General features: G+C 52.9%; 18 protein-coding genes. 4 read left to right on the top strand and 14 right to left on the bottom strand.

All coding sequences use genetic code 11. From position 1 onward, the window contains the following. Positions 1–12: 12 nt before the first annotated feature. Genes R50912_RS07670 through R50912_RS07640 form a run of 7 tightly spaced genes read right to left on the bottom strand, consistent with a single transcriptional unit; the run spans position 13 to position 8,718 of the window. On the bottom strand, positions 13–660 hold the full coding sequence (locus R50912_RS07670; RefSeq protein ID WP_042241832.1) for a response regulator transcription factor: 648 nt from the start codon (positions 658–660) through the stop codon (positions 13–15). A 28-nt stretch (positions 661–688) separates the two neighbouring features. Continuing rightward, positions 689–1,732 (bottom strand): PAS domain-containing sensor histidine kinase, encoded by a 1,044-nt coding sequence (locus R50912_RS07665; RefSeq protein WP_042233683.1) that lies wholly within the window; start codon positions 1,730–1,732, stop codon positions 689–691. Then, positions 1,732–2,190 (bottom strand): GAF domain-containing protein, encoded by a 459-nt coding sequence (locus tag R50912_RS07660; RefSeq protein ID WP_042233682.1) that lies wholly within the window; start codon positions 2,188–2,190, stop codon positions 1,732–1,734. Before R50912_RS07660 ends, R50912_RS07665 begins: the two co-directional genes overlap by 1 nt. A 50-nt stretch (positions 2,191–2,240) precedes the next feature. After that, positions 2,241–2,927 (bottom strand): respiratory nitrate reductase subunit gamma, encoded by a 687-nt coding sequence (gene narI / locus R50912_RS07655; RefSeq protein ID WP_042233681.1) that lies wholly within the window; start codon positions 2,925–2,927, stop codon positions 2,241–2,243. Then, positions 2,924–3,490, bottom strand: coding sequence for a nitrate reductase molybdenum cofactor assembly chaperone (gene narJ / locus R50912_RS07650; RefSeq protein WP_042233679.1), 567 nt, complete (start codon positions 3,488–3,490; stop codon positions 2,924–2,926). The genes narI and narJ overlap by 4 nt, the downstream gene beginning before the upstream one ends. Beyond that, positions 3,483–5,054 carry a nitrate reductase subunit beta gene (narH, locus tag R50912_RS07645; protein WP_042233677.1) on the bottom strand — a complete coding sequence of 524 codons (1,572 nt, stop codon included), beginning with the start codon at positions 5,052–5,054 and terminating at the stop codon, positions 3,483–3,485. Before narH ends, narJ begins: the two co-directional genes overlap by 8 nt. Next, the gene (locus tag R50912_RS07640) at positions 5,044–8,718 is read right to left on the bottom strand and encodes a nitrate reductase subunit alpha (RefSeq protein WP_042233674.1); all 3,675 of its coding nucleotides are present in this window, start codon (positions 8,716–8,718) and stop codon (positions 5,044–5,046) included. The genes narH and R50912_RS07640 overlap by 11 nt, the downstream gene beginning before the upstream one ends. A gap of 288 nt (positions 8,719–9,006) precedes the next feature. On the opposite strand from R50912_RS07640, the gene R50912_RS07635 reads away from it, so the two are divergent. After that, complete coding sequence (locus tag R50912_RS07635; RefSeq protein WP_042233672.1) at positions 9,007–9,423, top strand: hemerythrin domain-containing protein; 417 nt, start codon at positions 9,007–9,009, stop codon at positions 9,421–9,423. Here R50912_RS07635 and R50912_RS07630 read toward each other — a convergent pair. Then, positions 9,332–9,868, bottom strand: a complete 537-nt coding sequence (locus R50912_RS07630; RefSeq protein WP_042233669.1) for an RrF2 family transcriptional regulator — start codon at positions 9,866–9,868, stop codon at positions 9,332–9,334. The two genes, R50912_RS07635 and R50912_RS07630, sit on opposite strands and share 92 nt — an antisense overlap. A gap of 236 nt (positions 9,869–10,104) precedes the next feature. On the opposite strand from R50912_RS07630, the gene hmpA reads away from it, so the two are divergent. Continuing rightward, a complete protein-coding gene (gene hmpA, locus R50912_RS07625) occupies positions 10,105–11,286 on the top strand; it encodes an NO-inducible flavohemoprotein (RefSeq protein ID WP_042241829.1) in 1,182 nt (393 codons plus the stop codon). A gap of 98 nt (positions 11,287–11,384) precedes the next feature. Here the strand turns inward: hmpA and R50912_RS07620 are convergent, their stop codons facing one another. From R50912_RS07620 to R50912_RS07600, 5 genes are all read right to left on the bottom strand, one after another. Beyond that, positions 11,385–11,780 (bottom strand): DUF488 domain-containing protein, encoded by a 396-nt coding sequence (locus R50912_RS07620; RefSeq protein ID WP_042233667.1) that lies wholly within the window; start codon positions 11,778–11,780, stop codon positions 11,385–11,387. A 141-nt stretch (positions 11,781–11,921) separates the two neighbouring features. Then, positions 11,922–13,208, bottom strand: coding sequence for a cellulase-like family protein (locus R50912_RS07615; RefSeq protein WP_042233665.1), 1,287 nt, complete (start codon positions 13,206–13,208; stop codon positions 11,922–11,924). Positions 13,209–13,229: 21 nt separating this feature from the next. After that, on the bottom strand, positions 13,230–15,584 hold the full coding sequence (locus R50912_RS07610) for a beta-galactosidase (protein WP_042233663.1): 2,355 nt from the start codon (positions 15,582–15,584) through the stop codon (positions 13,230–13,232). 16 nt (positions 15,585–15,600) lie between these two features. Beyond that, positions 15,601–17,562 (bottom strand): glycoside hydrolase family 2 protein, encoded by a 1,962-nt coding sequence (locus R50912_RS07605; RefSeq protein ID WP_042233661.1) that lies wholly within the window; start codon positions 17,560–17,562, stop codon positions 15,601–15,603. A 37-nt stretch (positions 17,563–17,599) separates the two neighbouring features. Beyond that, complete coding sequence (locus R50912_RS07600) at positions 17,600–20,983, bottom strand: tetratricopeptide repeat protein (RefSeq protein WP_042233659.1); 3,384 nt, start codon at positions 20,981–20,983, stop codon at positions 17,600–17,602. Positions 20,984–21,327: 344 nt separating this feature from the next. Between R50912_RS07600 and R50912_RS07595 the strand changes: the two genes are divergently transcribed. After that, positions 21,328–22,224 (top strand): AraC family transcriptional regulator, encoded by an 897-nt coding sequence (locus R50912_RS07595; RefSeq protein ID WP_042233657.1) that lies wholly within the window; start codon positions 21,328–21,330, stop codon positions 22,222–22,224. 59 nt (positions 22,225–22,283) lie between these two features. Here the strand turns inward: R50912_RS07595 and R50912_RS07590 are convergent, their stop codons facing one another. After that, on the bottom strand, positions 22,284–23,993 hold the full coding sequence (locus R50912_RS07590) for an ABC transporter substrate-binding protein (protein ID WP_042233655.1): 1,710 nt from the start codon (positions 23,991–23,993) through the stop codon (positions 22,284–22,286). A 129-nt stretch (positions 23,994–24,122) separates the two neighbouring features. Here R50912_RS07590 and R50912_RS07585 point away from each other — a divergent pair, with 129 nt between their 5' ends. Further along, a complete protein-coding gene (locus tag R50912_RS07585; RefSeq protein ID WP_042233652.1) occupies positions 24,123–24,983 on the top strand; it encodes a helix-turn-helix domain-containing protein in 861 nt (286 codons plus the stop codon). The last annotated feature ends 50 nt before the right edge of the window (positions 24,984–25,033 follow it).

The following is a 25,033-nucleotide window of genomic DNA, read 5'->3' as shown; positions in this document are numbered from 1 at the left end:
TCCATTCGCCGGTCAGAAATCCAGCATTTTTTTCCTCAAAGCATACTCGACCAGCTCCGGCCGGCTTTTAAGGTTTAATTTCTCCATAATTTTCGCTTTGTGGGCTTCCACAGTTTTCACCGAAATGAACAGCTTCTCGGCAATTTCCTTGTTCCCGTATCCTTTGGCAATGAGCGGCAGGATCTCCAGCTCCCGCTTGGATAACAGCTCGAACAGATCCTCTGTACCGCCGGTTTTGTCCTGCTTGATGAACTCACGGACCAGCGAGGTTGCCATCTTGGGATGAATATAGGTCCCGCCTTCATAAATGGTCCGGATGGCCAGCAGCAGCTCCTCGTCCGGCGCACTCTTGAGCACATAACCGGAGGCCCCGTTCTTCAGCACATGGAAGAGGTATTCATCATCGTCATGCATCGTCAGAATCAGGATTTTGGTATCGGGGTAGTCCTCTTTAATCTTGCCGGTAGCGGTCAGCCCGCTCTCTCCCGGAGGCATGCTTAAATCCATAATCAGAATGTCCGGCCGGAATTTGGCTACCATGGTGTAAGCTTCCCTGCCGTCTGCCGCCGCCCCGATCACTTCAATGTCATTCTGAAAATTGAGAATCATGGAGAATCCGCTGCGTACGATCGCATGGTCGTCTGCAATGACGATCTTCATCAGAAGCTCATTCCTTTCCTCGCGCAAATCATACAGGTACCTGTAAAATAATTGTCGTACCCCTGCCTGTCTCTGAATCTACGCTGAAGGTGCCGCCCACCAGCTCCGCCCGCTCCTGCATGCCAAACAGGCCAAGTCCGGTTCCATCCGGCTCGTCACCCTGATTAAAGCCGGTTCCCTTATCCTCTACCCGAAGCAGCAGCACACCGTCGTTTTCGGTAAGGGAAACTTTAACACTGTCAACCTGCGCATACTTCAGGGCGTTCAGCACCGCTTCCTGGCACACACGGTACATGACGGTTTCAATCTCACTCCCATACCGTTTCTCGGAGAGCCGGGACTCATAATCAATCACCAGGCCATAGGTTTGCTCCACCCGCTTGAAGTGCGACCGGAATGCGGCCTCCAGGCCGAAATCATCCAGAGCAGCCGGCCTAAGCTCTACCGAAAGGTTGCGGATATCATTCAGAAGCCTGGTCATGGAGACCTCGGTCTGCTTCATCTTCTTCAGCAGCTGCTCATCCGCTGTCATATATTTCAGCACACGCAGATCAATCACGGCACTCATCAGCTCCTGGGCTACGCTGTCATGCAGCTCCCGGGAGATCCGCTTGCGTTCATTCTCCTGCGCCTCAATGATATGCTTCATCATTTTGTTCTGGTAGAACTTCTCTTGCGTCTTGAACTGTCTGGTCAGATCCCTAAGCATAAATACTCTGATACCCTTCTCGTCATCTATGGTGTGAAAGGTGGCGGCATAAGGGACAACCCCCTTATCCTTCGTCTCCAGATAGACCTGGTATGAGGTGAACTCCTCGGAGTCCGGTGTATGAAAATAACAATTGAGGCAGGTACGGAGCTCCGTCTCACTCGTGTATCCCCGGCAGGTCCCGCAAAGCGCCTCAGGATTCCCCTGATACAGCTGCTTCAGAATATCCTTGTCCACGATGTTCTCGGCAGCCGGATTCATGGCCAGGGCTTTCCCTTGCCGGTCAAAAAAGAACATCGCCTCCGAGCTGTTCTCAAACAGCTTCGTCATGAGCAGACTCTGCAGATCCGTTCCGGGTGTCATCAACTTAGCAACAATTCCTTTCCGTTCAAGTCTCCAATCCCCCTACGCGCTGCCCTGTCCAGGTCCCCCAGCATGTCAGGGGTTACCTGCCGTTCGCCCCTGAAACCGCCAAGAAGCACGCCTGCGACACGGGCATCATTCCACACCGGCACAGCCCCGATGCTGCTCAGATTCTCCATCTTGGTAATGGGATAGTTAAACAAGGTGTCCGGCTGCACATCTGTCTGCACGGACGGGATTAAGAACGGTTTGCCTGTCTTGAACACGATGCCTGCAATCCCCCTGCCGGATTGAAGTATAATTCGTTTGTAACGGTCATTTGTATGGCCTGAGGCGTATTTCCACCGGATGACATAGTCATATTCCGCCGGTTCGGCAAAGGCCAGCGACATAAAGTCATATCCCAAAGCTGTGCGCATCCGGTCAAGCTCAATTTGGTAATCCACCTTATTGTTCATCGTTTCTCTCCTCATTTGAACAGGGAAAGAAATTCACCCGGCTCTTTCCGTTAATTCGATTTATTTCTTCTGTATAGGATATAACTTCTGCCTACATAATTCAACGGAACACTCCATACATGGACGAGCCGGGTGAACGGCCAAAAGGCAAAGATCGCAAACCCTGACAGAATGTGAAGCTTGAAGGAAAACGGCACATCAGCCATCAGCGACGGGTCCGGACGGAACATGAATAAACCGCGGAACCAGACAGAAATCGTATCACGGTAATCAAACTCAGGCTGTACGGCATTCGTTACAATCGTGGAGTACATCCCCATGAACACGATGAACAGGAGGAGGGAGTTGACAATCAGGTCCGATGCGCTGCTGAGCCGGCGGACATTCTTCAGCGTAAAGCGCCGCGAGGTCAGTATCAGCATCCCGAGCAGGGTAGCTGCGCCGAAGATTCCCCCGATATATACCGCGCCGATGTGGTAGAGATGATCACTCACGCCGACGGCCTCCAGCCATGATTTCGGGACAGCGAGCCCGCCGATATGACCTAGAATAACCGGCATAATACCCAGATGGAACAGAATGCTGCCGAATTTCAGCTGTTTCTTTTCAATAAATTCACTCGATTTGGCTGTCCAGTTGAATTGGTCCTTACGGTAACGGAAGATATGCCCGCCGATAAAGACCACCAGACACATATAGGGGAAAATGACCCATAAAAACTGACCTGCCATATTCATTGACTCAGGGCCTCCTGTTCAACACAAGCTTTGAAGGTTTCGCGCAATCCCTTAACCAGGTGGTAATAGGGACTTTCATTCCGCTCCAGCGCCTTGAGCAAATGGTAGGTGCCATCCTCAAGAATCGCCATCAGCATCCGGAAATTCTCCGGCGCTCCCGGAACCTCCAGCCACTGGGCGGCATATATAAATTCACACATCAGCGGTAAATAATCAGGCAGCTCACTCTCCGGCATGACAAGGCCGAACATTTCATACAGAAGCTTCAGCTTGGCGAGCATCTGCCCCCGTTCCTTGGCGTCCTCGAATTTGAAATAGGTCATATACAGCGCGCAGTCCTTCTGAAAATCAAAGGTGGCCGCATAGCTCTCCTGGATCTCATCCAGGCTGAAGCTCTGCATTTGCTTCCAATAGGCATGCACGTGGGCATAACCCGGATGAGTGCTGTCAAACGCCTCTTCCAGAAAAGCCGGATGAAAGTCCAGCTTCTCCGGATACATCAGCTGCAGGGCGAAATAACCGAAGGATTCCTTGTAATCATGCAGTTTGATCAGATCAATCACGCCAAATCCCCCCGTAGAAATTCTCTTCATACATTTCCTTGCCGGTCTTCATGGTGTCGCCGGAAGGGCTGGCCGGTCCGCAGCCGTCACAGCCGGAGCCGGAGCCCATGTCCCCCATCCCGCTGCCGTAACCGGCCGAACCCTGGGCACGGTAAGGATTCATGTGCTGCTCCTTGTGGGAGGTCGGGATGACGAACCGGTCCTCATATTTAGCAATCGCAAGCAGCCGGTACATTTCCTCTGTCTGCTGTGCGGTCATGCCGACACGGTCCAGACGGGTAAGATCGAATTCCCGGCCGGTGGACTGGGCGCGCATATAGGAGCGCATCATCGCCATCCGCTGCAGGGCTTCTTTGACCGTCTCCGTGTCGCCGGCCGTCAGCATGTTCGCCAGATACTGGATCGGCGTGCGCATCTCTTCGATGGCCGGGAAGATCATATCGGGATTCTTCAGCGAATCCTTGCCTTCGAAATAATTCATAATCGGGCTAAGCGGCGGTACATACCACACCATAGGCAGTGTGCGGTATTCCGGGTGAAGCGGGAAGGCCAGCTTGTGCTCAATCGCCAGCTTATAGACCGGCGAGTTCTGGGCGGCTTCCAGCCAGTCCTCGGAGATGCCGTCTTTTCTCGCCTGCGCCATAATCTCCGGATCATGCGGGTTCAAGAACAGATCACATTGCGCCTTGTATAAATCCTTCTCGTCCGGCGTGGATGCCGCCTCAAGAACCTTGTCGGCGTCATACAGCAGCACCCCGAGATAGCGGATCCGGCCTGTACAGGTCTCGGAGCATACTGTAGGCAGCCCGGCTTCCACGCGCGGGAAGCAGAAGGTGCACTTCTCTGCTTTGTTGGTCTGCCAGTTGAAATATACTTTTTTGTACGGACAGCCGGTCATGCAGTATCTCCAGCCGCGGCAGGCTTCCTGATCCACGAGGACAATGCCGTCCTCATCCCGCTTGTACATCGCACCGGAAGGACAGGAGGCGACACAGCTTGGATTCAGGCAGTGCTCACAGAGGCGCGGCAGATAGATCATGAACGATTTCTCGAAGTTGAACTTGATTTCTTCTTCGATCTTCTGGATATTCGGGTCCAGCGGGCCGGTTACATGGGCTCCCGCCAGATCATCCTCCCAGTTCGGTCCCCATTCCAGATCCATCTTCTCACCGGTTACAGCGGAATGGGCCCGCGCCACCGGGGAATGCTTTTGTTCTCCAGCATTCGTCAGATGCTCGTAGTTGTACGTCCACGGCTCATAATAATCCTTCATCTCCGGCATGTCGGGGTTGTAGAAGATTTTGCCGAGTGCGATCTTCGACAGCTTATTGCCGGATTTCAGCTCCAGCTTCCCCTTGCGCAGCTGCCAGCCGCCCTTGTAGAGCTCCTGGTCCTCCCAGCGTTTCGGATAACCGATACCGGGCTTCGTTTCCACGTTATTGAACCACATATATTCCGCACCCTTGCGGTTCGTCCAGGTCGTCTTGCAGGTCACGCTGCAGGTGTGGCAGCCGATGCATTTATCCAGATTCATTACCATTGCGACTTGCGCTTTAATTTTCAAGCCAGTTGACCTCCTTCATTTTGCGGACGGCTACGTAGACATCACGCTGGTTGCCGATCGGACCATAGTAGTTGAAGCCGTAGCTGAGCTGTGCATATCCGCCGACCATCTGGGTAGGCTTCAGATGAATCCGGGTAGGCGCATTGTGGCTTCCTCCGCGCGTATCCGTAATTTCAGAACCCGGCACCTGAATGTGCTTGTCCTGGGCATGGTACATGAACATGGTGCCTCTCGGCATCCGGTGGCTGACTACCGCACGTGCCGTTACGACACCGTTGCGGTTATAGACCTCGAGCCAGTCATTATCGGCAATCTGATGGGCCGCGGCATCCTCATTATTGATCCACACCGTTGGACCGCCCCGGAACAACGTCAGCATATGCTGGTTATCCTGATAGGTCGAGTGGATATTCCATTTCCCGTGCGGTGTCAGATATCTCAGAACCAGGGCATCCTGCCCGCCCTTCACTTCTTTGTCGCGCGGCCCGAACACCATCGGAGGCAGCGTCGGCTTGTAGACCGGCAGCGCTTCGCCGAACTGCTGGAAGATTTCATGGTCAATGTAGAAATGCTGTCTTCCCGTCAGGGTCCGGAACGGAACGAGACGTTCAATATTCGTGGTGAACGGGGAATAGCGCCGTCCCTGCTTGTTCGAGCCGCTGAATACCGGGGTCGGAATAACTTCGCGCGGCTGTGCGGTAATGCTCTGGAACGTAATTTTCTCGGCTGCCCGGTCTGCCGAGATATCCCTCAGCTCTACACCTGAATCCTTCTCCGCTGCAGCATAAGCCTTCTGGGATACGCGGCCGTTGGTGGCTGAAGACAGATGAAGAATGGTATCTGCGGCCTGACGGGCGGTTAGCAGCTTCGGCAGTCCGTTCTTAATCGATTCATCGTAATGCACGCCGCTGATCTTCTTGAGCTCCTCGTATTCTTCAGCAACAGAGAAGCTGATGCCATGCGCGCCTGCTTTGCCGGTTGCCAGATTCGGTCCGAGTGAGGTGTATTTGTCATGAATCTGGGTGTAATCCCGCTCCACAATCGTGAAGTTCGGCATGGTCTGGCCCGGGATGGCCGGGATTTCGCCCTTGGCCCAGTCTTTGACCAGACCCATCGGCTGCGAAATCTCGCTGATGGAGTCATGGCCCAGCGGTGACATCACAACATCCTTATAGACGCCGGGCAGCTGCGACTTCGCCATCTCGGAGAATACCTCTGACAATTGGCGGTAGATATCCCAGTCGGAACGGGATTCCCATAGCGGATTCACGGCCGGATTGAACGGATGCACAAACGGATGCATGTCGGTGGACGACAAATCGGTCTTCTCATACCAGGTTGCAGCCGGCAGGACAACATCCGCATACAGCGGCGTAGTCGTCATCCGGAAATCCAGAGCCACCATCAGATCAAGCTTGCCTTCCACATCCTCCCGCCAGACGATCTCCTCCGGCTTCTGTTCCTCGTTCGGCTCGGCCAGCAGCCCGTCGGAGGCTCCGAGCAGATGCTTCATGAAGTATTCCTGCCCCTTGGCGGAGCTGGAGATCAGGTTCGAGCGCCAGATGAACAGGGAGCGGGGGAAGTTCTCCGGTGCGCCGGGATCTTCCACGGCAAACCGTGTTTTCCGCGAGGTGATCTCTTCCACGGTGTGGCTGATAATCTCCGCATTCGTCTTCTTGCCCTGCTGCGCAGCCTCCTCGGCGAACAGCAGGCTGTTCTTGTTAAATTGCGGGAAGGAAGGCAGCCAGCCGAGACGTGCAGCCAGCACGTTGTAGTCCGCCGGATGCTGGTAAGCTACCTCCCCGCCCGTCGGTGATTTCAGCGAATCGGTGCCGCTCTCCTCATAACGCCACTGCTCTGTGGCAAAGTAGAAGAAGGATGTCGCGTTCTGCTGGCGTGCCGGACCCTGCCAGTCCTTGGCAAAGGCAACCGTTGACCAGCCTTCAATCGGGCGGCATTTCTCCTGGCCGACATAATGCGCCCAGCCGCCGCCGTTGACACCCTGGGAAGCGGTCAGCACCACCAGATTCAGAATGGAACGGTAGATGGTATCACTGTTGAACCAGTGGTTGATCCCTGCGCCCATGATGATCATGGAGCGCCCGCCTGTATCCAGCGAATTCTGGGCGAATTCGCGGGCAATCTGCACGACGACACTCGCCTTCACCGTCGTAATCTTCTCTTGCCAGGCCGGGGTGTACGGTGAGGATTCATCCTCATACCCCTTGGCATTCAGCGGGCTGTCTGTACGCGCCACGCCATACTGGCTCATCATCAGATCATAGACTGTGGCGGCATAACGTTCTGTGCCATCGGCCAGCACGATTGTCCGGGCCGGAATCATCCGTCTGAACGTGCCGTTGCCCGCATTATCGAAGAACGGGAACACGATTTCCGTCCACTCTTCCCCGTGCCCTTCTATGGTCAGCGCGGGCTGCACTTTACGGCCGTCCTCCCGCTCGAGAATCAGGTTCCATTTCTTGCCCTCCTCCCAGCGCTGCCCCATGGTTCCGTTCGGAACCATCATCTCACCCGCTGCTTCGTCGAAGATGACCGGCTTCCAGTCCGAGTGCGGGGAGGTATCTCCTAGATCACTCGCCCGCAGGAAACGTCCGCCCTTCAGGGCATCCTCATGGGGGTCAAGCAGAATCAGGAACGGCATATCTGTATATTGCTTCGCATAATTCAGGAACATCGGCTCCTGGCGTTCCTGGTAGAACTCCTGCAGGATGACATGGGTCATGGCCTGGGCAAGCGCCGCGTCCGAGCCTGGATTCGGAGCCAGCCAGTTGTCGGCGAATTTGACGTTCTCGGCGAGATCCGGCGCGACTGACACGACTTTGGTTCCCTTATAGCGTACTTCCGTCATAAAGTGGGCATCCGGCGTCCGGGTTAGCGGTACATTAGAGCCCCACATCATCAGGTAACCGGCGTTGTACCAATCCGAAGATTCCGGCACATCCGTCTGCTCCCCCCAGATCTGCGGCGAAGCCGGAGGAAGATCGGCATACCAGTCATAGAAGCTCAGCATTTGGCCGCCGAGGAGGGAGATGAACCGCGCCCCCGAGGCGTAGCTGACCATCGACATAGCCGGAATCGGGGTGAAGCCGGCGATCCGGTCGGGGCCGTATTTACGGATTGTATAGATCAGCTGTGCGGAGATCAGCCGCAGCGCGTCGTCCCAGGCCACACGGATGTGGCCGCCTTTCCCGCGCGCTTTCTTGTACAGGCTTGCCTTCTCAGGGTCTTCAACAATGCTGGCCCAGGCGTCGACATAATTGTCATGCTCCTGCAGCGCCGTCTGCCACAGCCGCCACAGCTTCCCTCGGATATACGGGTATTTCACGCGCAGCGGGCTGTATTCGTACCAGGAGAAGGTAGCTCCGCGGGGACAGCCGCGCGGCTCAAATTCCGGCATATCCGGTCCGCAGGAAGGATAGTCAATCTGCTGGTTCTCCCAGGTGATGATTCCGTTCTTCACGAACACCTTCCAGCTGCAGGAGCCTGTACAGTTGACTCCGTGAGTGGTGCGCACTACTTTATCGTGAGACCAGCGCTGGCGGTACATATTCTCCCAATCTCTGTTTTTCTCTTCAAGAATGGACCAGTTCCCGGAATAGCTCTCCACCGGTTTAAAAAAGTTAAGGCCGAATTTCTTCTTCATCGCTCAGGAACACTCCCTTCAAAATCTATTCAGTTAAGTCCATTATGGATCTCCCCGGCCCTGCTTCCCATTAGGGAAACACCTATTGAACCTCGGGAATTCCCTTGATCTGAATCCAATGCAAATAAGCCTTTCCCGCTGAGGAGAAAAGCTGGGTTCTGGCCGTTTATTGTATCCGGCAGCGGCCTGTTAGGGACTTCCCTCTTTCTTGTCCGGGGAATGCCTTAGCGGGAATTACACTACAAATCTGTGTGTTATACTGACACAAAAACGGGAGGATGAAGCAACATGCCAGGACCCTCACTGCGCCAATTGCACGCCCATCACGCTATACATCAGGGCGGGCTATCCGGCGCTGTAGCCAAGACGGAGGAAGTAGAGGAACTGCTGGAAGCGAAGGAATTCGAAGTGGCGCACCAGGCCGCTGAGCATTTAATCGAGTACTGGGAGACGCGGATTATCAGCCACGCCGATGCGGAGGAAGACGGATTCTATCAGGAGATGGCCGGGAAGCATCCCGGCCTGCAAGACGCAGTTCTCCGGCTTGCACGTGATCATGACTTACTGCGGATTATAGTTCAGGATGTCAAAGCAATGCTGGCGGAACAAGGCCTCACTCCTGAGGTGGTTCACCAGTTCCACGCACTGCTGGTAGTGAACGCGGTTCATAGCCGGGATGAGGAACGTCTTCTGTTCGGGGAGTAGCACGGCTGCTGCTCTCCTGCAGAATGGCACGCAGATCATCTCTATTCATCAACAGGTCCTCAAGCGTATACTCGCCCAGTACCTGCAGATAAGCTTGCAGGGCTCTGCCCAGCACGCCTTTGAGTCCGCACACCGGGGAGATCGGACAACTGCCGCCTGAAGGATGGAAGCATTCGACGAGATAGAAATCATCCTCCATCCGGCGCACGACCTCCCCGATATTGATCTTCTCCGGCGCAAGCGCAAGCCTAATCCCTCCCCCGCGCCCTCTGACCGTTTCAATATAGCCCGCCTTACCGAGTTCATGCGAGACCTTCATCAGATGATTCTTGGAGATGCCATATGCGCTGGAGATATCCTGTATAGTTGTCAGCTCTTCCCGCTGCTTCGCTCCGAGATACATGAGGATTCGCAAGGAATAGTCGGTATATAACGTCAGCCTCATCTCTTCTCTCCATTCTGTTTACAAATGCAATGCAGTCAACGGATTTCTGCTTGTCTAGCGGACATACAGCCAACAAGCGAAGAAGGAGAACACAAATCCGGCCTTATGTAAGTGATATTATTAACAGATGATATCATATTTTTTGTCCATTTTGTTAAAGTGGTATTTTAAATATATCTTTTATCTTAAAAAGCGTATATATTAATTTTGTAGTATATGGAGAGGGGATGATTGATATTTTATCACAACAAACTCGTGACATTGTCAAATCCACAGCGCCAGTCCTGGCGGAACACGGCACCACTATTACAACGGTGTTTTACCGGAATCTGTTCGAAGCCCACCCGGAACTGCTGAATGTATTTAACCATGCCAACCAGGCGCAAGGCCGTCAGCAGGCGGCACTGGCCAATGCGGTCTACGCAGCGGCAGTCCACATAGATAATCTTGAGAATATTCTGCCGGCGGTAGTCCAGATTGCACACAAGCATGTCAGCCTCGGCATCAAGCCGGAGCATTATCCGATTGTCGGGGAATTCCTGCTGAAGGCGATCAAGGAAGTGTTGGGCGAGGCAGCTACGGATGAGATTCTTACAGCCTGGGAAGAAGCATACGGAGTTATTGCAGGCGCTTTTATCGGCGTCGAAGACAGCATGTACAAGGAAGCGCGCGAACAGGATAATGGCTGGAACTTCTTCAAGCCTTTTACCGTTGAACGTAAAGTTCAGGAAAGCGGCAGTATTACATCGTTCTATCTGAAGCCGGCGGACGGCTTAGGCGTACCGGATTACAAGCCGGGCCAGTACATCTCTATCCGTGTGCTGATTCCTGGAGAGCAATACACCATGATCCGCCAATACAGCCTGTCGCAGGCTCCCCGGGCAGATGGATTCCGTATTTCCGTGAAACGTGAAGAGACGAATGATCCGAATGGTGTGGTTTCCGTCTATCTCCATAACCAGGTGAATGAAGGAGACATTGTTGAAGTCAGCGCTCCGGCAGGCGAATTTCTGCTCGATGTTACCAAAACCACACCTGTTGCCTTCATCTCCGGCGGCGTAGGCATTACCCCCATGATGAGCATGTTCGAGACCGTTGCGGCCGTAACACCGGACCGAAAGACCGTATTCCTGCATTCTGCACGGAATGAATCGCTCGCCGCTTTCGTTAAGGATATTGAGAAACATGCTGCAGCCATGAGCAATGTACAGACCAGAACCTTCTACTCCGGCGGCCCGGACGGCATCATTACAGGCGAGATTCTGAAGAGTTATGTGGACATTACCGGCGATGCGTATGTTTGCGGCCCTGTTCCTTTCATGGAAGCGATGATCGGAGAGCTGCGGGCACTCGGAATGAAGGAAGAGCAGATTCATTATGAGTTCTTCGGACCGGCCCTTCAATTGAACAGCAAATAGATTGCGGGTCTAAGTACGCAGCCCATGAACCCGGTATACCAAAAAGGCACACGAACCCCTTCCAAATCATTAACGATTCGGGGAGGTTCGTGTGCTTTTTATCGGGAAAGAAGCCATTTATATAGTACCTGCGCATGATTGTGTATAGGGTCCTTCGCGGCATATACCAGTGTAACGTCCTGCCCCAGCGCTAATTCTGCGATCTCCGCAGCAAGTCTCCCGCGCGCCGGATCTTCCTCCAGCTCCCGGATATAGCTGTCACTGAATGCTGCAAACCGCTCTGGAATATGGCCGAACCATTGGCGCAGCCCGGGGCTCGGAGCAAGCTCCTTCATCCACTCGTCTATGGCAGCCTGCTGTTTCGTAATTCCCCTGGGCCATAGCCTGTCCACCAGTATCCGGTACCCGTCCTCCGGAGCCGCCGGCTCATAAACGCGCTTCAGATATATAGAGTAAGGAAGGTCAGTTGACTTCCGGCAGGAACGCTCTAACATCTAGTCTCCCTCCTGTTATTCATACTGGAACAGACCGTTGTTTATTACACTCAATATACCATAGAGCAAATTGCCCTGCCAGTGACAGGCTGCCCGTAAGAATGCGTTACCGTACCAGTCAGGGCTGCCCATACGCTGCAGCTATTCCGCCTCAAGAATGAACCGGTTCCACTTCTGCTGCCAGGCGATGTCGTTCCAGAATGGATGATGCGGTGCACAGTTGGAGCATAACGTCATTCCCCAGAAGCCCAGCGCCATACCTTTGTGCAGCGAATACTCGGCAATGAATTTGCCGACCGGTCCTTCCTCGAAGCCTGCATGCAGCGGGGTATAACCGACATAACCTTCACCGATAACGACCGGTATGCCGGAATGCGTGGCCCACTCATGGGCTTCCTCCAGACGCATATCCGCTTTTTGCAGCATTGCCAGCTTATGGGCACCGTAACGGTCATATAAATAGAGGTCCCACCGGTCCGGATCGGCCCAATCATGCAGGTAGATGAGCTTCATCCCGACCGGATTGCCCTCCATCCGCCATTCCTGCCCTGCCGGCAGTGTCCACTTCTCAAAGGGTGGAGCATCCTCTCTTAATAAAGTCCGGACAAAGGCATTCGGAAATGACATTTGTTCATCATTTAATCCGGCTGCATCCATGAGTTCATTTAATACGCCTTTAATATAGAGATGATAATGGGCGACCTGCATATTGCGGGCCACATAAGCCTTCGGATAGGCTTCATTCAGCGTATAGCTGGCCGTCATCAGGATGTCGGGATGCTGCGCCCGGAGATAATCCACCGCTTCTTCTATGTATGGCTGCATCGCTTCCACCAGCTTAGGCGTATCCGTCTCTCCGATCCCCCGCTCCACGCCGACAGCGGTAAGCTGTCCGAATTCCACCTCGTTATGCAGCTCGGCATAGACGATCTGACTGGCGAAGCCTTCTTCTTTAACCAACAAGATGAGCTGATCCATGGATCTGGCGATTGCCATAAAGCGATCCTTAGGAGCGATAGCGGCCAGTTCGTCGCGCAGCGCGGGATACGCCAGGAAGCTCGGACTCTGCTGGTATTCCCAGGAAGACAGCATGATGTAGACGCCATGTGCCTTGGCCTGCCTGAACAGCTCCAGCAGGTGGGCGTGCCCGTCCAGCTCGGCACCGCCGCGGCAATTATACCAGCGGGTCCGCTGCCCGACTTCTCCGAGGCTGCCGAAATGTAACGGGCCCGGCCGTTTACCTTCCGCCGTGAACAATAAGAACGGCATCGCACAGATCCGGACCGTATTGTAGCCTCTATCCACTGCTTCCTGGAAGCGTGCGGCCAAATCGTGGTAAGGCTCGCCGGGCAGGGTCATCGTATACCAGGAGAAATCCCACATCGTAATGGTTAGTTTGCGCGGCAAATGTTCAAATACAGAATCCATAGTTGTTACTCCCTCCTTATGTTATCTGATCACAATCTCATATACAGGCACAGCGCGGACCGAAGCTATATCGGCAATCAGCTCAGCAGCGGTCTCATTCCAGCCTGCCATCGTCGTATTACTGTTCACGACAGTCCCTTTGCGGATCGGTGATGCATAGAGGTACATCCCCTTGTCGTACAGCCGCTCTTCGAACCGCTTGAGTCCGATTTCCCAGGTCGTGTTGTTGCAGAAGTTATCGTTAATGAGATCTCCGTCAATGAAGGCGTAGCCGATATCACCGGAATAATCGATTTGCAGCAAGGCTTCTTTCACACCGTCCAGAGAGCCGGATGCGAATTCAAGAACCGCCCGTTCATCCTTGACCTTCGTCCATGTAAAAGCGATCTCTCTCCCGGGGATAAGCAGCTTGTAGGTTGTAAATAAACCGCCATCGGAAGTTGCCGCCAGCTCTCCGCCCGATACCGAACCTAACCCCGCTTCAAAATCAGGGAATACGCTTAGCGTAACTTCCTCCCTGTCTGTCGATTCCAGCTTAATTTCATCCCCAGCTACCAGCAGATTGGCGTCTGTGAACAGGACACGCTGCTTCCCGCGGACTTCGGTTTTCCAGAAGCCGAGGCTCTGCTCGTCCGTCATGGTGTAGATGATAACTTTCTTGCCTGCTGCGGAGACGAGGCGCACGATGCCCGAAGTCTGCTCTTCAACTTCAATGATCGTCATATCCTCAAGCTGCCTGGTATGACCGCCTTCGGTCTCAATACCCGCCACATCGGCTGAGTGCAGCGCATAACTCCCCTTCATGCCTTCCGGCACAAAGAAGAAGTAATACACCTCATCCGCTACGTCCAGCTTCGTGATCAGCTGCGCGGTTGCATATTTCAGCGTAATTCCGGCCAGATCGAAGTTATACGGCAGAATCGCAAAGCTCCCGCTGCCCAGTGTCAGCTCTCCTTGAGCCGGAATCGTAAGCGTCTCGCCGGGAAGCTCGATGCTGACGTTCATATCCTGCAGATCGTGATTCTCCGCATGATCCTGGAAATTATTCAGGAACAGGAAGCCTGATCCCTCGTGCGAACGTACAGCATAGCGTAATTCGCTCACATCATACGGATCATTCTCCGAGGTGTCACCCGGCAGGATCGTCTTGGTCAAAGCGAACTGATGCTGGAACTCTGTGAACAAATAATGCTGCAGCTTCGTCCGTTTATACGATTCACGCACCTGCCCGAATTCGCCGATCATCGCGTTAAAGTCATAGGAGATCTTAGGCGTCGCCAGATCATTCGTGTAGGGGTTAACCTTGCCCTTAGGATTGCTTCCCCCGTGATACATATAGTATCCGAGCATATTGCAGCCCTCCGCCGTCTTCATGACAGACATGGCCGGAACACTGTTATACGGAAACTCGAACCGGTATTTATAGAACTGGACCATCCCGCCGCCCATTTCACAGCAGGCATACGGATAATCCTCCGGCTGGTAGAACGGTTCGAAATTATAGCTCACCGGAAGGTCATTATTATGTTTGTCGCGGAAAATATACTCGGGCGTTGCCGGATGCTCCTTAATGCCGTCGAAGCGGTCTGTCTCATAGTAAATCCATGGCCAGTAGGCATAACCGCCCCATAACGGGAGCATATCCGGTACTGGTGTCGTAGCGCCGCCCCAGCCAGTGCAAGTATAGATAGGCGTATCTATTCCTGCCTCAATGGCCATGTCTCTCAGCAGCAGCATATGCTCATTACCGCCGCTGCCGCCGTTCAGCCACATATTGTTAATGCCGGTGGTAAGGCCCCACTGCGCCGAGGAATGGTTATGCTCGTTCTCGATTTGGGTACCGATAATCGGGCCTCCGTCTTTATACAGCAAGCCCTGAACCTGCAAACCGATTTCTGCATATAGCCTCCGTACATAGGCCAGATACCCCTCATCATTGGAGCGGACCTCGAACGGGCGGCCGAACAGCCAGTCCGGCATCCCGCCGCTTCGCATTTCCCCGTGACAGAAAGGGCCGATACGGATCATGACATACAGCTCATGCTTATCACATAGCTGAATGAACCGGCGCAAGTTTTTATTGCCTGACCATTCATATACGCCTTCGATTTCTTCATGCAGATTCCAGAAAATATAAGTCGTGACGATGTTAACGCCACCCATCTTCATCTTAATAATCTCATCTTCCCAGTACAGCTCATCATAACGGGAGAAATGGAATTCACCGCACACGCCAAAAAACGGCTCCCCGTTCTTCTCCATATAATAGTTCGTAAAGCTGATCCGTTCGCCCGAAGGGTTCACACCGCCAAGCTTAATGTGACCTGAGAATATATTCTTTTTATCATCGTTTACTTTGATCGGGTAGTTCTTCATAAAGGTCTGTCTCTCCTTAGTTCAATTCCCGTTCAACTACACTGTACCCGTTAGGCCGATACACGGTGAGCACTTGCTGCTGTCCCGGCGCTGGTTGCACAGGGATGTTCAAGTTCAGGATATCTCCCGGCTGCATAGCTGGAATTACCAGTCTGGTTCCTTCCGCGCCTGCTGAGGACACCGTTAAGTAATAACCCCGCGCGGCATAGCTGGGAATATCCTTCCGGCATTTGAGACTCACCTCAAGCCCCCCTTCGTGCCATACAGGGGCTTCTGCCAGCAAGAGGGGGGAAGAAATCTCGCGCAAGACAGCAAACGACGGCTTCACCCGGTTATAAATGTCTACAGAACCATGAACCCGCTGCTTCAGCTTCCCTTCACCCTCTTCGCCCATTTGCGTACGGTAATCATTTAGGCTGAAGAAGATCAGCGCTGCGAACTGGGGATACTGGCGGTAGATTTCTGTTTTTTCGATAAGCAACCGGGCTCTTCTGGCGTCCCCGCCTTCAAACACCGGCTCACAAAGCCCATATTCTGCCACAACAATAGGCTTCTCAGGGTAATCGGCAATAATCTGCCGGATGACCTTATGCTCATCCAAATCACCATGCCATGATCCGATGTATTCGTTCCACATCAGCAGATCTCCAGCACCAGTCGCATCCCTGTCAGGCTGATAGAGAACACTGTTGCTTACATAATTAATCAGCCTGCTCGGGTCGAGCTGCAGAAGCTCCGCCTTCAGCTGCTCCATATAACGCAGAGTCACTGCAGACTGGCCATCCAGCTCATTCCCCATTCCCCAGGCAAAGATACAGGGATGATGCGCATGACTATCAATCATCTCCCTGGCTTGAGACAGGGCAAGCACGAAGGTGTCCTTCCCCGGCTCTGAAGGCTGCTGCCAATGCGGAATTTCCTCCTGAACCAGCAGGCCATTACGGTCACACCAGTCCAGCAAATCATTTCCCTGCTGCCAGTGGAATCGTGTAATGACACAGTTCGCTTCCTTCAACCGCTCAAGCATCGCAATCAGATCTGCCTGCTTCTCGGCCATTCCAGTCGCCGGATTCGAGCCAGGCATCCACTCCACACCCATCAGCCGGACCGGTTCGCGGTTCAGCCACAGCTCATGTCCCTTAACAACAATCTCCCGGAAGCCAAACGGGCGGACTACCCGGTCCTGGACCTGATCCCCGGTGCGCAGTACAATCTCAAGCTCATATAAATCCGGATGGTCAAAATGCCACAAATCAACCTCCGGCAGCAGGATGTCTGTGAAACTCCAGGATAAGGCCCCGCCTGTGATTTCTTCCGTCCCCTGCCAAATCCGCACTTCATTGCGGTAGTCGGCAATGTCTGCACTGAGCGCGTCAGCGGATGGTTCGCAAAGCTTAATAGCGGCGGATAGTCTGCCGCCTGTATTTCCGCCTTGGTCAGCGAAGATGACCAGCGGTTCCACCTTGAACTGCTGAATGGACGCCAATCCTGTGACAACAAGCGTTACCGGCCGGATCAGCCCGCCGTCATCGGCCCAGTCAAAGCTGTTGCCTTGAGGCAAGGCCACGTCACTGTTGCTGTTGTCCACTCGAATCACAAGCCGGTTCCCGCCTCCCGCATGAATATATGGAGTCAGATCTGCTTCAAATGGGGTATAGCCGGAATTGTAGTGGCAGCCTGCCTTTACACCATTCACCCAGATATCCGTATCGCGGTAAGCCCCTTCAAAGGAAAGCCGTATCCGGCAATCCTTCCACTCGTCAGGAACTGTTAACATTTGTTCATACCAGCCTGCCCCGCGGTAATCCTCAAGACCGTCCTGTACATTCCATGTATGCGGCACGGAGACCGTAACCGGGGACGGCAAGCCTGAAGCCTGCCATCCTTCCTGCTCGCCTCGGATTACAGGGCCGGGCTGGAACTTCCAGCCCTCTTCCAGTCTGGTAGTGTAACGTCCTTCATTGATCAAGATACCCACGTCCTTTCACCTGTGTATTCTAACCCGATCTGACCCTTCACTTCTGTACACATAAGCGGCGGTGAATCATCGCACCTTGATGATTAGGCTCCATAGATAGAGCCGTTTCCAGTTCCTTAGCAGCTTCTGAGGTACGTCCGAGTCCAAGCAATCCCAGTCCGCGCATATACCGGCAGTGAATCACGTTGCGGCGGTCCAGGTTATCCTCAAACACCAGGAAATCCGGCAGCGACACCGCAAAGTAGTCCATCTTGATCTCATCAAATATATGCTTCTCCGCATAATCAATCAGTTTATTGAAGCGGCGTTTGGCTTCCTTCTCATTATGCAGCTTCAGCCACGCCAGCCCCTGATAGAAAATCATGTCCGGCGGCTGATCGTTGTAGAACATCGCGCTTGCCGGTTCATCCAGCCCCTGTGAAGCTATGGCATAACTGGCGATGGCTTCTTGTTGCTGCTGCAGAGCTTCGTAGGCCAGCCCGAGGTAATAGTAGATATTGTTCTCCTGGGCACCCTCCAGCCTGCCTTCACCCAGATTCAGCGGATAGACAAGAGCCTGCTTGAAGCGGACAACCGCTTCTTCGTAACGTCCAGCCTGCAGATGCTGTTTACCAAGCTCCGTATGGGCGAATTGGTATTGTCCGGTTACTTTGCCTTCCCCTCCTTCCCAAGGGTGGAAATTCCGTGAGCTTAAGCCTGCGAGAGCTTCGTCATACCGTTCAAGATTGTTAAGCAGCGTAACATATTCGACGAAAAGATCATCACGCCGCTCCACCTGGCCGCGCTTCGCTTCAAGAAGGGCGAGGCGCTCCGCTGAGGTCCAGGCCAGCTTCTTGCGGAGCTGGTCCAGTTCAAACAGAATCCGCACATCTTCCGGTGAGCAGGCGTAGGCTTGCTTAAGCGAAGCCATGGCCGCCTGCGGGTTATCCTGCTTGTTGAAATAGGCGAGTCCTAGGTTACGGTGAACCGTTGCGTAATCTCCGCGAAGCTCCCGTGAACGCTCCCAGCTTGCGATGGCCTCCTCCGGACGTTTTTTATCATAAAAGAAGTTGCCCAGATAGTAATACGCCTTGTCATCTTCCGGACTGGCCTCGACAGTGCTCTCCAGCAGGGCAAGCTCAAATAAGGTATTAGGGAAGCAATAGGCCGGGTCAGCAGACTGGCCGGCACTGCGCTGCTCTTCCGCCTTCTGAAGCTGACCTGTACGTGCATACAGCTCTCCAAGAGCGTAATGCAGCACCGGATACACGGAGCTTCCGGCAGGAACAGCTCTTTCGCCAATCTCAATGGCTTCTGGCAGCAGGCCGCAGCCCATATAGTCCGAGATCAGATTGAGATAGTTGTATGCGTCACTGCGCATAAGCAGATGCAGTTCGGACAGAACCTTTTCAGCACCAGCAGTGTCTTCCAGTGCACGTAGTGCAAGCGCCAGCTCGTTATAGGCTCCGAAATCAGCGATATCCAGACCCATAGTTTCCATAGCGAATGCCTTGGCCTGCTCCAATAGTCCAAGCTTGCGGAGCATAGCTGCCTTCAGATTACGGGCTTTGTAATTGCGTGAATTGCGGATCAGCGAACGTTCCGCCTGGTCAAGCGCTTCCGCGTACTCTCCCTTGTGACTGGAAATTTGCGCCAGAGAGAAGTAACCTGCATCCTGCCAGGCTGCCGACCAGACTGATTTGTGAAAAGCAGTATAGGCTTCGTCCAGACGGTTCTGGCCGCGAAGTGCGACACCCAGCTGATAGTAAGCCTCGCTGTCATAAGGGTTAGGGTTCCGCCAGGTCAACCGCTCGATCGCTTTGCGGAAATGCTGCTCACCGTCCTTGTAAAGTCCGCGGCGCATCAGCAGGATTCCATATGCAACATTCAGCCGGATATCTCCGCTGTCCCGCTTTAAGCCTTCCAGATAGTAGGCTTCCGGCTCGAACGTAGCGTGCCGGTATTGTTCCAGATGCTGGCCTGCCAGATACAGCTCCTCTGCTGAACGCAGCTCTTCCGGCGCCGCGAGCGGCTTGGCAGCATCGGGGATACGCTCAATCTCAGGACGTTTCGGCTGATAGGCGATAAGCAGTCTGCCTTCCGCATTCCGGACAGACAGCTTCAAGTCATGCTCCTGCTCACCGTTCTCCAGTGTTATAACTGTCTGATACACATCCACCGGGGACACATCTACCGTCTCACGCAGGTAGCAGTTGGCTCCCCCGCTCAGTTCTACAACTGCCTGCTCCAGCTTCGAGGTCGCATACACCTTAACCAAGGCCTGACCGGATTCAACATCAATTTCCAAATTGACAGCTGCTTCAATTGAAGCATTTTTCACGACCCCAATTTGCTTGTAAGGCATGAAATATTGCGTGAAGGTCTTCTCCTCATAAGGCTGCAGCCAGGTAAAGTCAGGCTGGTTGTCCGTGTATACGCCAGTCATAAGCTCAATGTACGGGCCATCCTCATCGGTCAACTGACGGTCCCACGCCTGGCCGAACTCTCCATTGCCCCAGGTCCATTGCTTCTTGCCAGGCGAAACATGATGATTCGCCACATGCAGCAGCCCAGCTTCTACGCCGTGATCATAGCCGCCGACGAAGTTATAATCGGATTTATAAGCCATATAAGAAGTCGGAACCGGGATATTCTTGTAGCGGGAAATATCTACACCTTCCGAATAATCCTGTTTGTAGTAGGTTCCGGTCGCGATCGGGAAACGGGATACATCGCGCTTGCCGTGGTCGAATACGGCAGTTACATCCGGAGGAAACACCGATTGCGTATGATCATTGACCGCCACCGCCGGATTCGCCCACCACAGGAAGGTCTGCGGCTCAGATGTCCGGTTGTAAACTTGAGCATTAATCTCCAGATAAGCTTTGCCCGGATACAGCTTGAAGGCGGCGGTAACCTTGGTGCCGTACATCCGGTCAATTTCACTGACCCATACTGTAGCGCTTCCATCTTCGGTTTGCCCATACCGGTATTCTACCGGACCGAAGGTATTCGGGCGGTGATGCTGCGGCCAGTTGAATTCAATCCCCCCGGAAATCCACGGTCCGGCCAGACCCACCAGTGCCGGCTTGATGACCCGGTTATAGTAGACGAAGTCGTAATTATTGGTCTTGTCGAGTGCCCGGTAGATTCTGCCGCCGATCTCCGGCATGATTTCAATCCGGATATATTCATTCTCCAGGATCACCAGCTTGTAGTTTTTATCGGACTTCACATCCGAGATGGACTCGATTACCGGGTGGGGATACACGCGGCCGGAGCTTCCCTGATAGACTCTTTTCTCCAGAAACATAGGATTGGGGTCAGCTTCTCCCGCCTCATACGTAGGAATCAACACGCTTGTCCCCCACACCTTAACTTGGATTTGGCCAGATCCGGCTGGAGCTGCCTCCAATGTATGCCCTACAGCTTCTTGCTTCATGCTTAAACTGCCTCCCTAGTCTTGATAGTTATACTTTAGCGTCTGGCGAGGAAGGTTCCAATTGACGAAATGCGGGAAGTGATGGATTATATTCTTATTCTATATAGATTGAACACTACTTTATTTATAATGGGCAAGGGTCGCGACTGCGGAAAATGTTTGGACTTCCGGCCGCTGTTGTCACCAGATTTCTTGATTATTGCCGCTTTTCGCGGTTGAAATCCGGTGACAAAGGCGGTCGCTATCGCTCCTACAGTTCCAAACTTTTCCTCCGTCACTTTTTCCCATTTATAAAACCACTAGTTCATTCAATCTATATAGTATTTATTAGGGGGGCAGCAGAAATGAGTCATGACCATATTCGCAAGCCTGAAGGGTTTGTCGAGGAGAAGCTATATGTGCTTCCGGAATACTGGATGAAGGAGCTGGAACAGGAGGAGCTGACTGCTTCCTTGTTTATTACGGACATCGGTTATTTCCCTAACGCCCAGTATCATTTCAGGGAACGCCTGGAAGGCAGCCCGTCGCATATCTTTATCTTTTGCGAAGCCGGAGCGGGCTGGATCGAGCTGAATCATGGAGAACGCATGCACCTCCAGCAGGGAGATATGATGATTATCCCTCCCGAAACTGCACACAGGTATGGAGCAATGCAAGAGAACCCATGGAGCATCTACTGGTTTCATTTCAAAGGAAGCCACGCAAATAGACTGGTGCAGCTGTTCGGTTTATCTAATGCTCCCTTCTCATTATCACCAAGCGGTAAAGCCCGTTTAATTGAATGGTTCGTCCCTGCCTTTGAGATGCTGGCCGAGCGGACTTATGCCCTGACTACACATATACATGTTGCGCAGACCGTAAGGCAGCTGCTCTCCGGAATTGGCCTGAGCGCCGGGAAATCCGCACAAGAGAAGAAACGCGAAACTTATCTGGAGCAGGCGGTTCAATACATGAATGGACATATGGACGGCTCTATTTCACTCATTGAGCTGGCTAATCATGTAGGGGTATCGAAACAGCATCTGATCTATTTGTTTAATTCTGAAACCGGAGTCTCTCCGATTGAATATTTCCTGCGGCTCAAGATCCAGCGGGCAGGTCATCTGCTCGATCTTACCGAGCTCAGCATTAAGGAAGTCAGCTCGGCCGTAGGCATTAACGATCCCTATTATTTCTCCCGGCTGTTCAAGAAAATGTCCGGCTTCTCGCCCTCCAGTTACCGCAATATTCCGAAGGGCTGATCCGCCTTAACACCATGCAAAAAAGCCCTGCACTCTGCAGAGCTTTCCTCCCCCTCCGTTTACTCAACATCCTTCCCGGTGAACAGCGATACTCTCGCTTTTACCAGCTCGGTATATTCCTTCTCCATCTTCTCAGCACCGGCTTTGTTCAGTTCGGCAATGAAATCATCGTAGATTTTATCGAAATCGGCTGTGCTGGCGAGGATGGCTTCCGGTATGCGCTTGTGGACGATATCCTGTGTTTTTTGATAGATGACCTGGTAGTCTCCATCGGTTGGCACCGGCATGTTGTACAGCGCGCCCCACTCTTTGACCGGGAATTCATCCTCCGCTGGGAAGAGATCCTTCCAGGTTGCCGCTTTATACGCGGCCAGGCTTTCCTTCTCCGCATCCGAATATTCGGCCAGGATCTGTTCCGTGAAGTTCGTGGTATAGTAATTATCCGTGGAATCCTTCACCCCGTCACCGTAGCGGACACCCAGGATGGAATATAAGCCAATCCCTGTATTCTTGGTGAAGTTCGCGGCATCGTTAACCTTCTGGTCGAGAATATCAGCAGAAATGACACGTTGTCCATTGTCCACATTGTATTGTTTGCCTTCGATGCCCCAGTTTCTCAGCACCTGGCCTTCTTCCGAGGATAGCCAGTCCAGGAATTTAATTGCGCGGACCGGATCCTTGCAGGCAGTGGTGATGCTGATGCCATAGCCGTCCACTCCTACTGACTGCATCGCATGATCCTTATACTCCTCACTCAGCGTCACCGGGAAATGCGCATACGTATACTCATCTTTGCCAGCCGCTTTGAGGGCATTCTCCGCATCCTGATATTCCCATTCTACAGAAGTAAGACCCAGTACCCGGCCGCTGGCGATTTTGGCCTTGTATTGATCATCCTTTTGGACAAAAGAGTCCTTATCGAGCAGCCCTTCATTATACATATGGTTCAGCCAGCGGAAGTACTCCTTCTCCTCCGGTTTCTTATAATGCAGCATCGTCTCATACGTTTCCGGATTTACATAATATTCGCCGTCATTGGTTCCGCCTGTAGTGACATCCCCCTGATTGGTGACGGTAATCATAACCTTCCAGCCGTCCGCGTTCACCGTCATCGGGATGGTCGGCTGCCCGTCCGTGGTCGGATGCTTGGCCGCATATTCCTTAAGCACATTCTCATAATCCTGCACCGTTCTGACCTCCGGATAGCCAAGCTCCTTCAATACGCGGTGCTGAATCTGAAAGCCGTTGGTTGCATCAAAATTCTGGTTATCCACACCGACATTGGTCGGGATCGAGTAAATGGCCTGGTTGTCATTACTGTATTTCATCCGGTTCATATTATCGCCCATTACTTTTTTGATATTAGGCGCGTATTTGTCGATCAGATCGGTCAGATCAAGGACGGCTTCCGCATCCACCAGCTTGCCCAGCTCGCCTTTGGCATAGATGAGTTCGGGATAATCCCCGCTGGCTGCCATCATTGAAATTTTGTCCTGACCGCCGCCGCTGCCGACATCGAATTCCGCATTCAGGGTAACCCCTGTTGTAGCGGTAATCTCTTTGCCGATATCATCCTGCATCTTGTTCCAGTTCGGACTGGCATCGGCACCAAAAAAAGTAAAGGTGACCGGATCTGTATCGTTTCCGCTGGTATTCCCGTTCGCAGCATTCCCGGCGTTATTGCCCGCATTGCTGCTGCAGCCTGCCGAAATAAGCAGTGAGCCTGTCAGAAGCGCTGTGCCTAGTTTTCTTGAAAGTATTGCTTTCATCTCTCTCATCCCCTTTTGTTGAATGCGTTTACAGTCTCATTTTAGCGCCGATGTTGGCGGATAACCTTGATTTTCGAGTCGCAGACTAGCATTATATAGACAAACACGTATTTCAGAGGTGGGAGCTTTATGAGCAATGTATATTTGAACTGGTTCACGACCGATGAGCATTTCCCGTTCTTTATTCAATACGGCGGCCATGAGGAAGATATGGATCTGCATATGCATGCGGATTTCTCGGAGCTTGTTATTGTGCTGAAAGGGCATGCTTCGCATATCGTCAATGATGAGGAAGCCTTTATCAAAAAAGGCAATGTATTCGTCATTAACGGCGGTACTCCGCATGCCTATAAGGACCCGTATGATTTCAAGATCTGCAACATTATGTACAAAGCCGATATGCTCAAGCTGGCCGGACCGGACTTAAGAACGCTGAACGGCTATCAGGCGCTGTTTGTCTTAGAACCCTTTTACCGCAGCATTAACGCCTATAAAAGCAAAATGAACCTCCCCATCGTCAGCCTGGAGTATGTCTCATCGCTTGTGGCCGGCATGATTAGCGAATATGAGCAGAAGCACCACGGCTATCAGACTATGCTCGCCTCCAGATTCATGGAGCTTGTCGTCTATCTGTCCAGACATTATGATACTCAGGAGAAGGGCGTGGACAACAGCCTGATGCACCTCGCCAGTGCGATCTCCTATATTGAGGATCACTATCATGAACCGGTGACCCTTGATACCATTGCCGCCAAATCAGATATCTCTGTCCGGCATTTGAACCGGATCTTCCAGGCGTATTATCAGACTACACCGATTGCTTATATTCAGCGCCTCCGGCTGGAACAGGCCTGCTCACTGCTCAAGCAAACCAGACAACCCATAACCGAAATCTCCTATAGCTGCGGATTTAATGACAGCAACTACTTCACCCGCCTCTTCAAAAAAACGTATGGCAGGTCCCCGAAGGCTTACCGCAGTCAGCAGTAATATTTGAGTTTTACAAAATTATTCAGTATGTTTAAAAATATGAAAGGTGG

It is taken from the genome of Paenibacillus sp. FSL R5-0912 (assembly GCF_000758605.1).
Lineage (GTDB): Bacteria > Bacillota > Bacilli > Paenibacillales > Paenibacillaceae > Paenibacillus_AQ.
The sequence above is the reverse complement of the archived record's forward strand: the minus strand, read 5'-3'. Positions and strand labels throughout refer to the sequence as shown.

Excerpts from the sequence above, each read along its gene's own strand:
- narI (WP_042233681.1), bottom strand. The coding sequence starts at position 2,927 with ATGAATATGGCAGGTCAGTTTTTATGGGTCATTTTCCCCTATATGTGT.
- R50912_RS07660 (WP_042233682.1), bottom strand. The coding sequence starts at position 2,190 with ATGAACAATAAGGTGGATTACCAAATTGAGCTTGACCGGATGCGCACA.
- R50912_RS07635 (WP_042233672.1), top strand. The coding sequence starts at position 9,007 with ATGCCAGGACCCTCACTGCGCCAATTGCACGCCCATCACGCTATACAT.
- R50912_RS07610 (WP_042233663.1), bottom strand. The coding sequence starts at position 15,584 with ATGAAGAACTACCCGATCAAAGTAAACGATGATAAAAAGAATATATTC.
- R50912_RS07595 (WP_042233657.1), top strand. The coding sequence starts at position 21,328 with ATGAGTCATGACCATATTCGCAAGCCTGAAGGGTTTGTCGAGGAGAAG.
- R50912_RS07640 (WP_042233674.1), bottom strand. The coding sequence starts at position 8,718 with ATGAAGAAGAAATTCGGCCTTAACTTTTTTAAACCGGTGGAGAGCTAT.
- R50912_RS07630 (WP_042233669.1), bottom strand. The coding sequence starts at position 9,868 with ATGAGGCTGACGTTATATACCGACTATTCCTTGCGAATCCTCATGTAT.
- R50912_RS07585 (WP_042233652.1), top strand. The coding sequence starts at position 24,123 with ATGAGCAATGTATATTTGAACTGGTTCACGACCGATGAGCATTTCCCG.
- R50912_RS07615 (WP_042233665.1), bottom strand. The coding sequence starts at position 13,208 with ATGGATTCTGTATTTGAACATTTGCCGCGCAAACTAACCATTACGATG.
- R50912_RS07590 (WP_042233655.1), bottom strand. The coding sequence starts at position 23,993 with ATGAAAGCAATACTTTCAAGAAAACTAGGCACAGCGCTTCTGACAGGC.
- R50912_RS07665 (WP_042233683.1), bottom strand. The coding sequence starts at position 1,732 with ATGACACCCGGAACGGATCTGCAGAGTCTGCTCATGACGAAGCTGTTT.
- R50912_RS07670 (WP_042241832.1), bottom strand. The coding sequence starts at position 660 with ATGAAGATCGTCATTGCAGACGACCATGCGATCGTACGCAGCGGATTC.
- R50912_RS07620 (WP_042233667.1), bottom strand. The coding sequence starts at position 11,780 with ATGTTAGAGCGTTCCTGCCGGAAGTCAACTGACCTTCCTTACTCTATA.
- R50912_RS07600 (WP_042233659.1), bottom strand. The coding sequence starts at position 20,983 with ATGAAGCAAGAAGCTGTAGGGCATACATTGGAGGCAGCTCCAGCCGGA.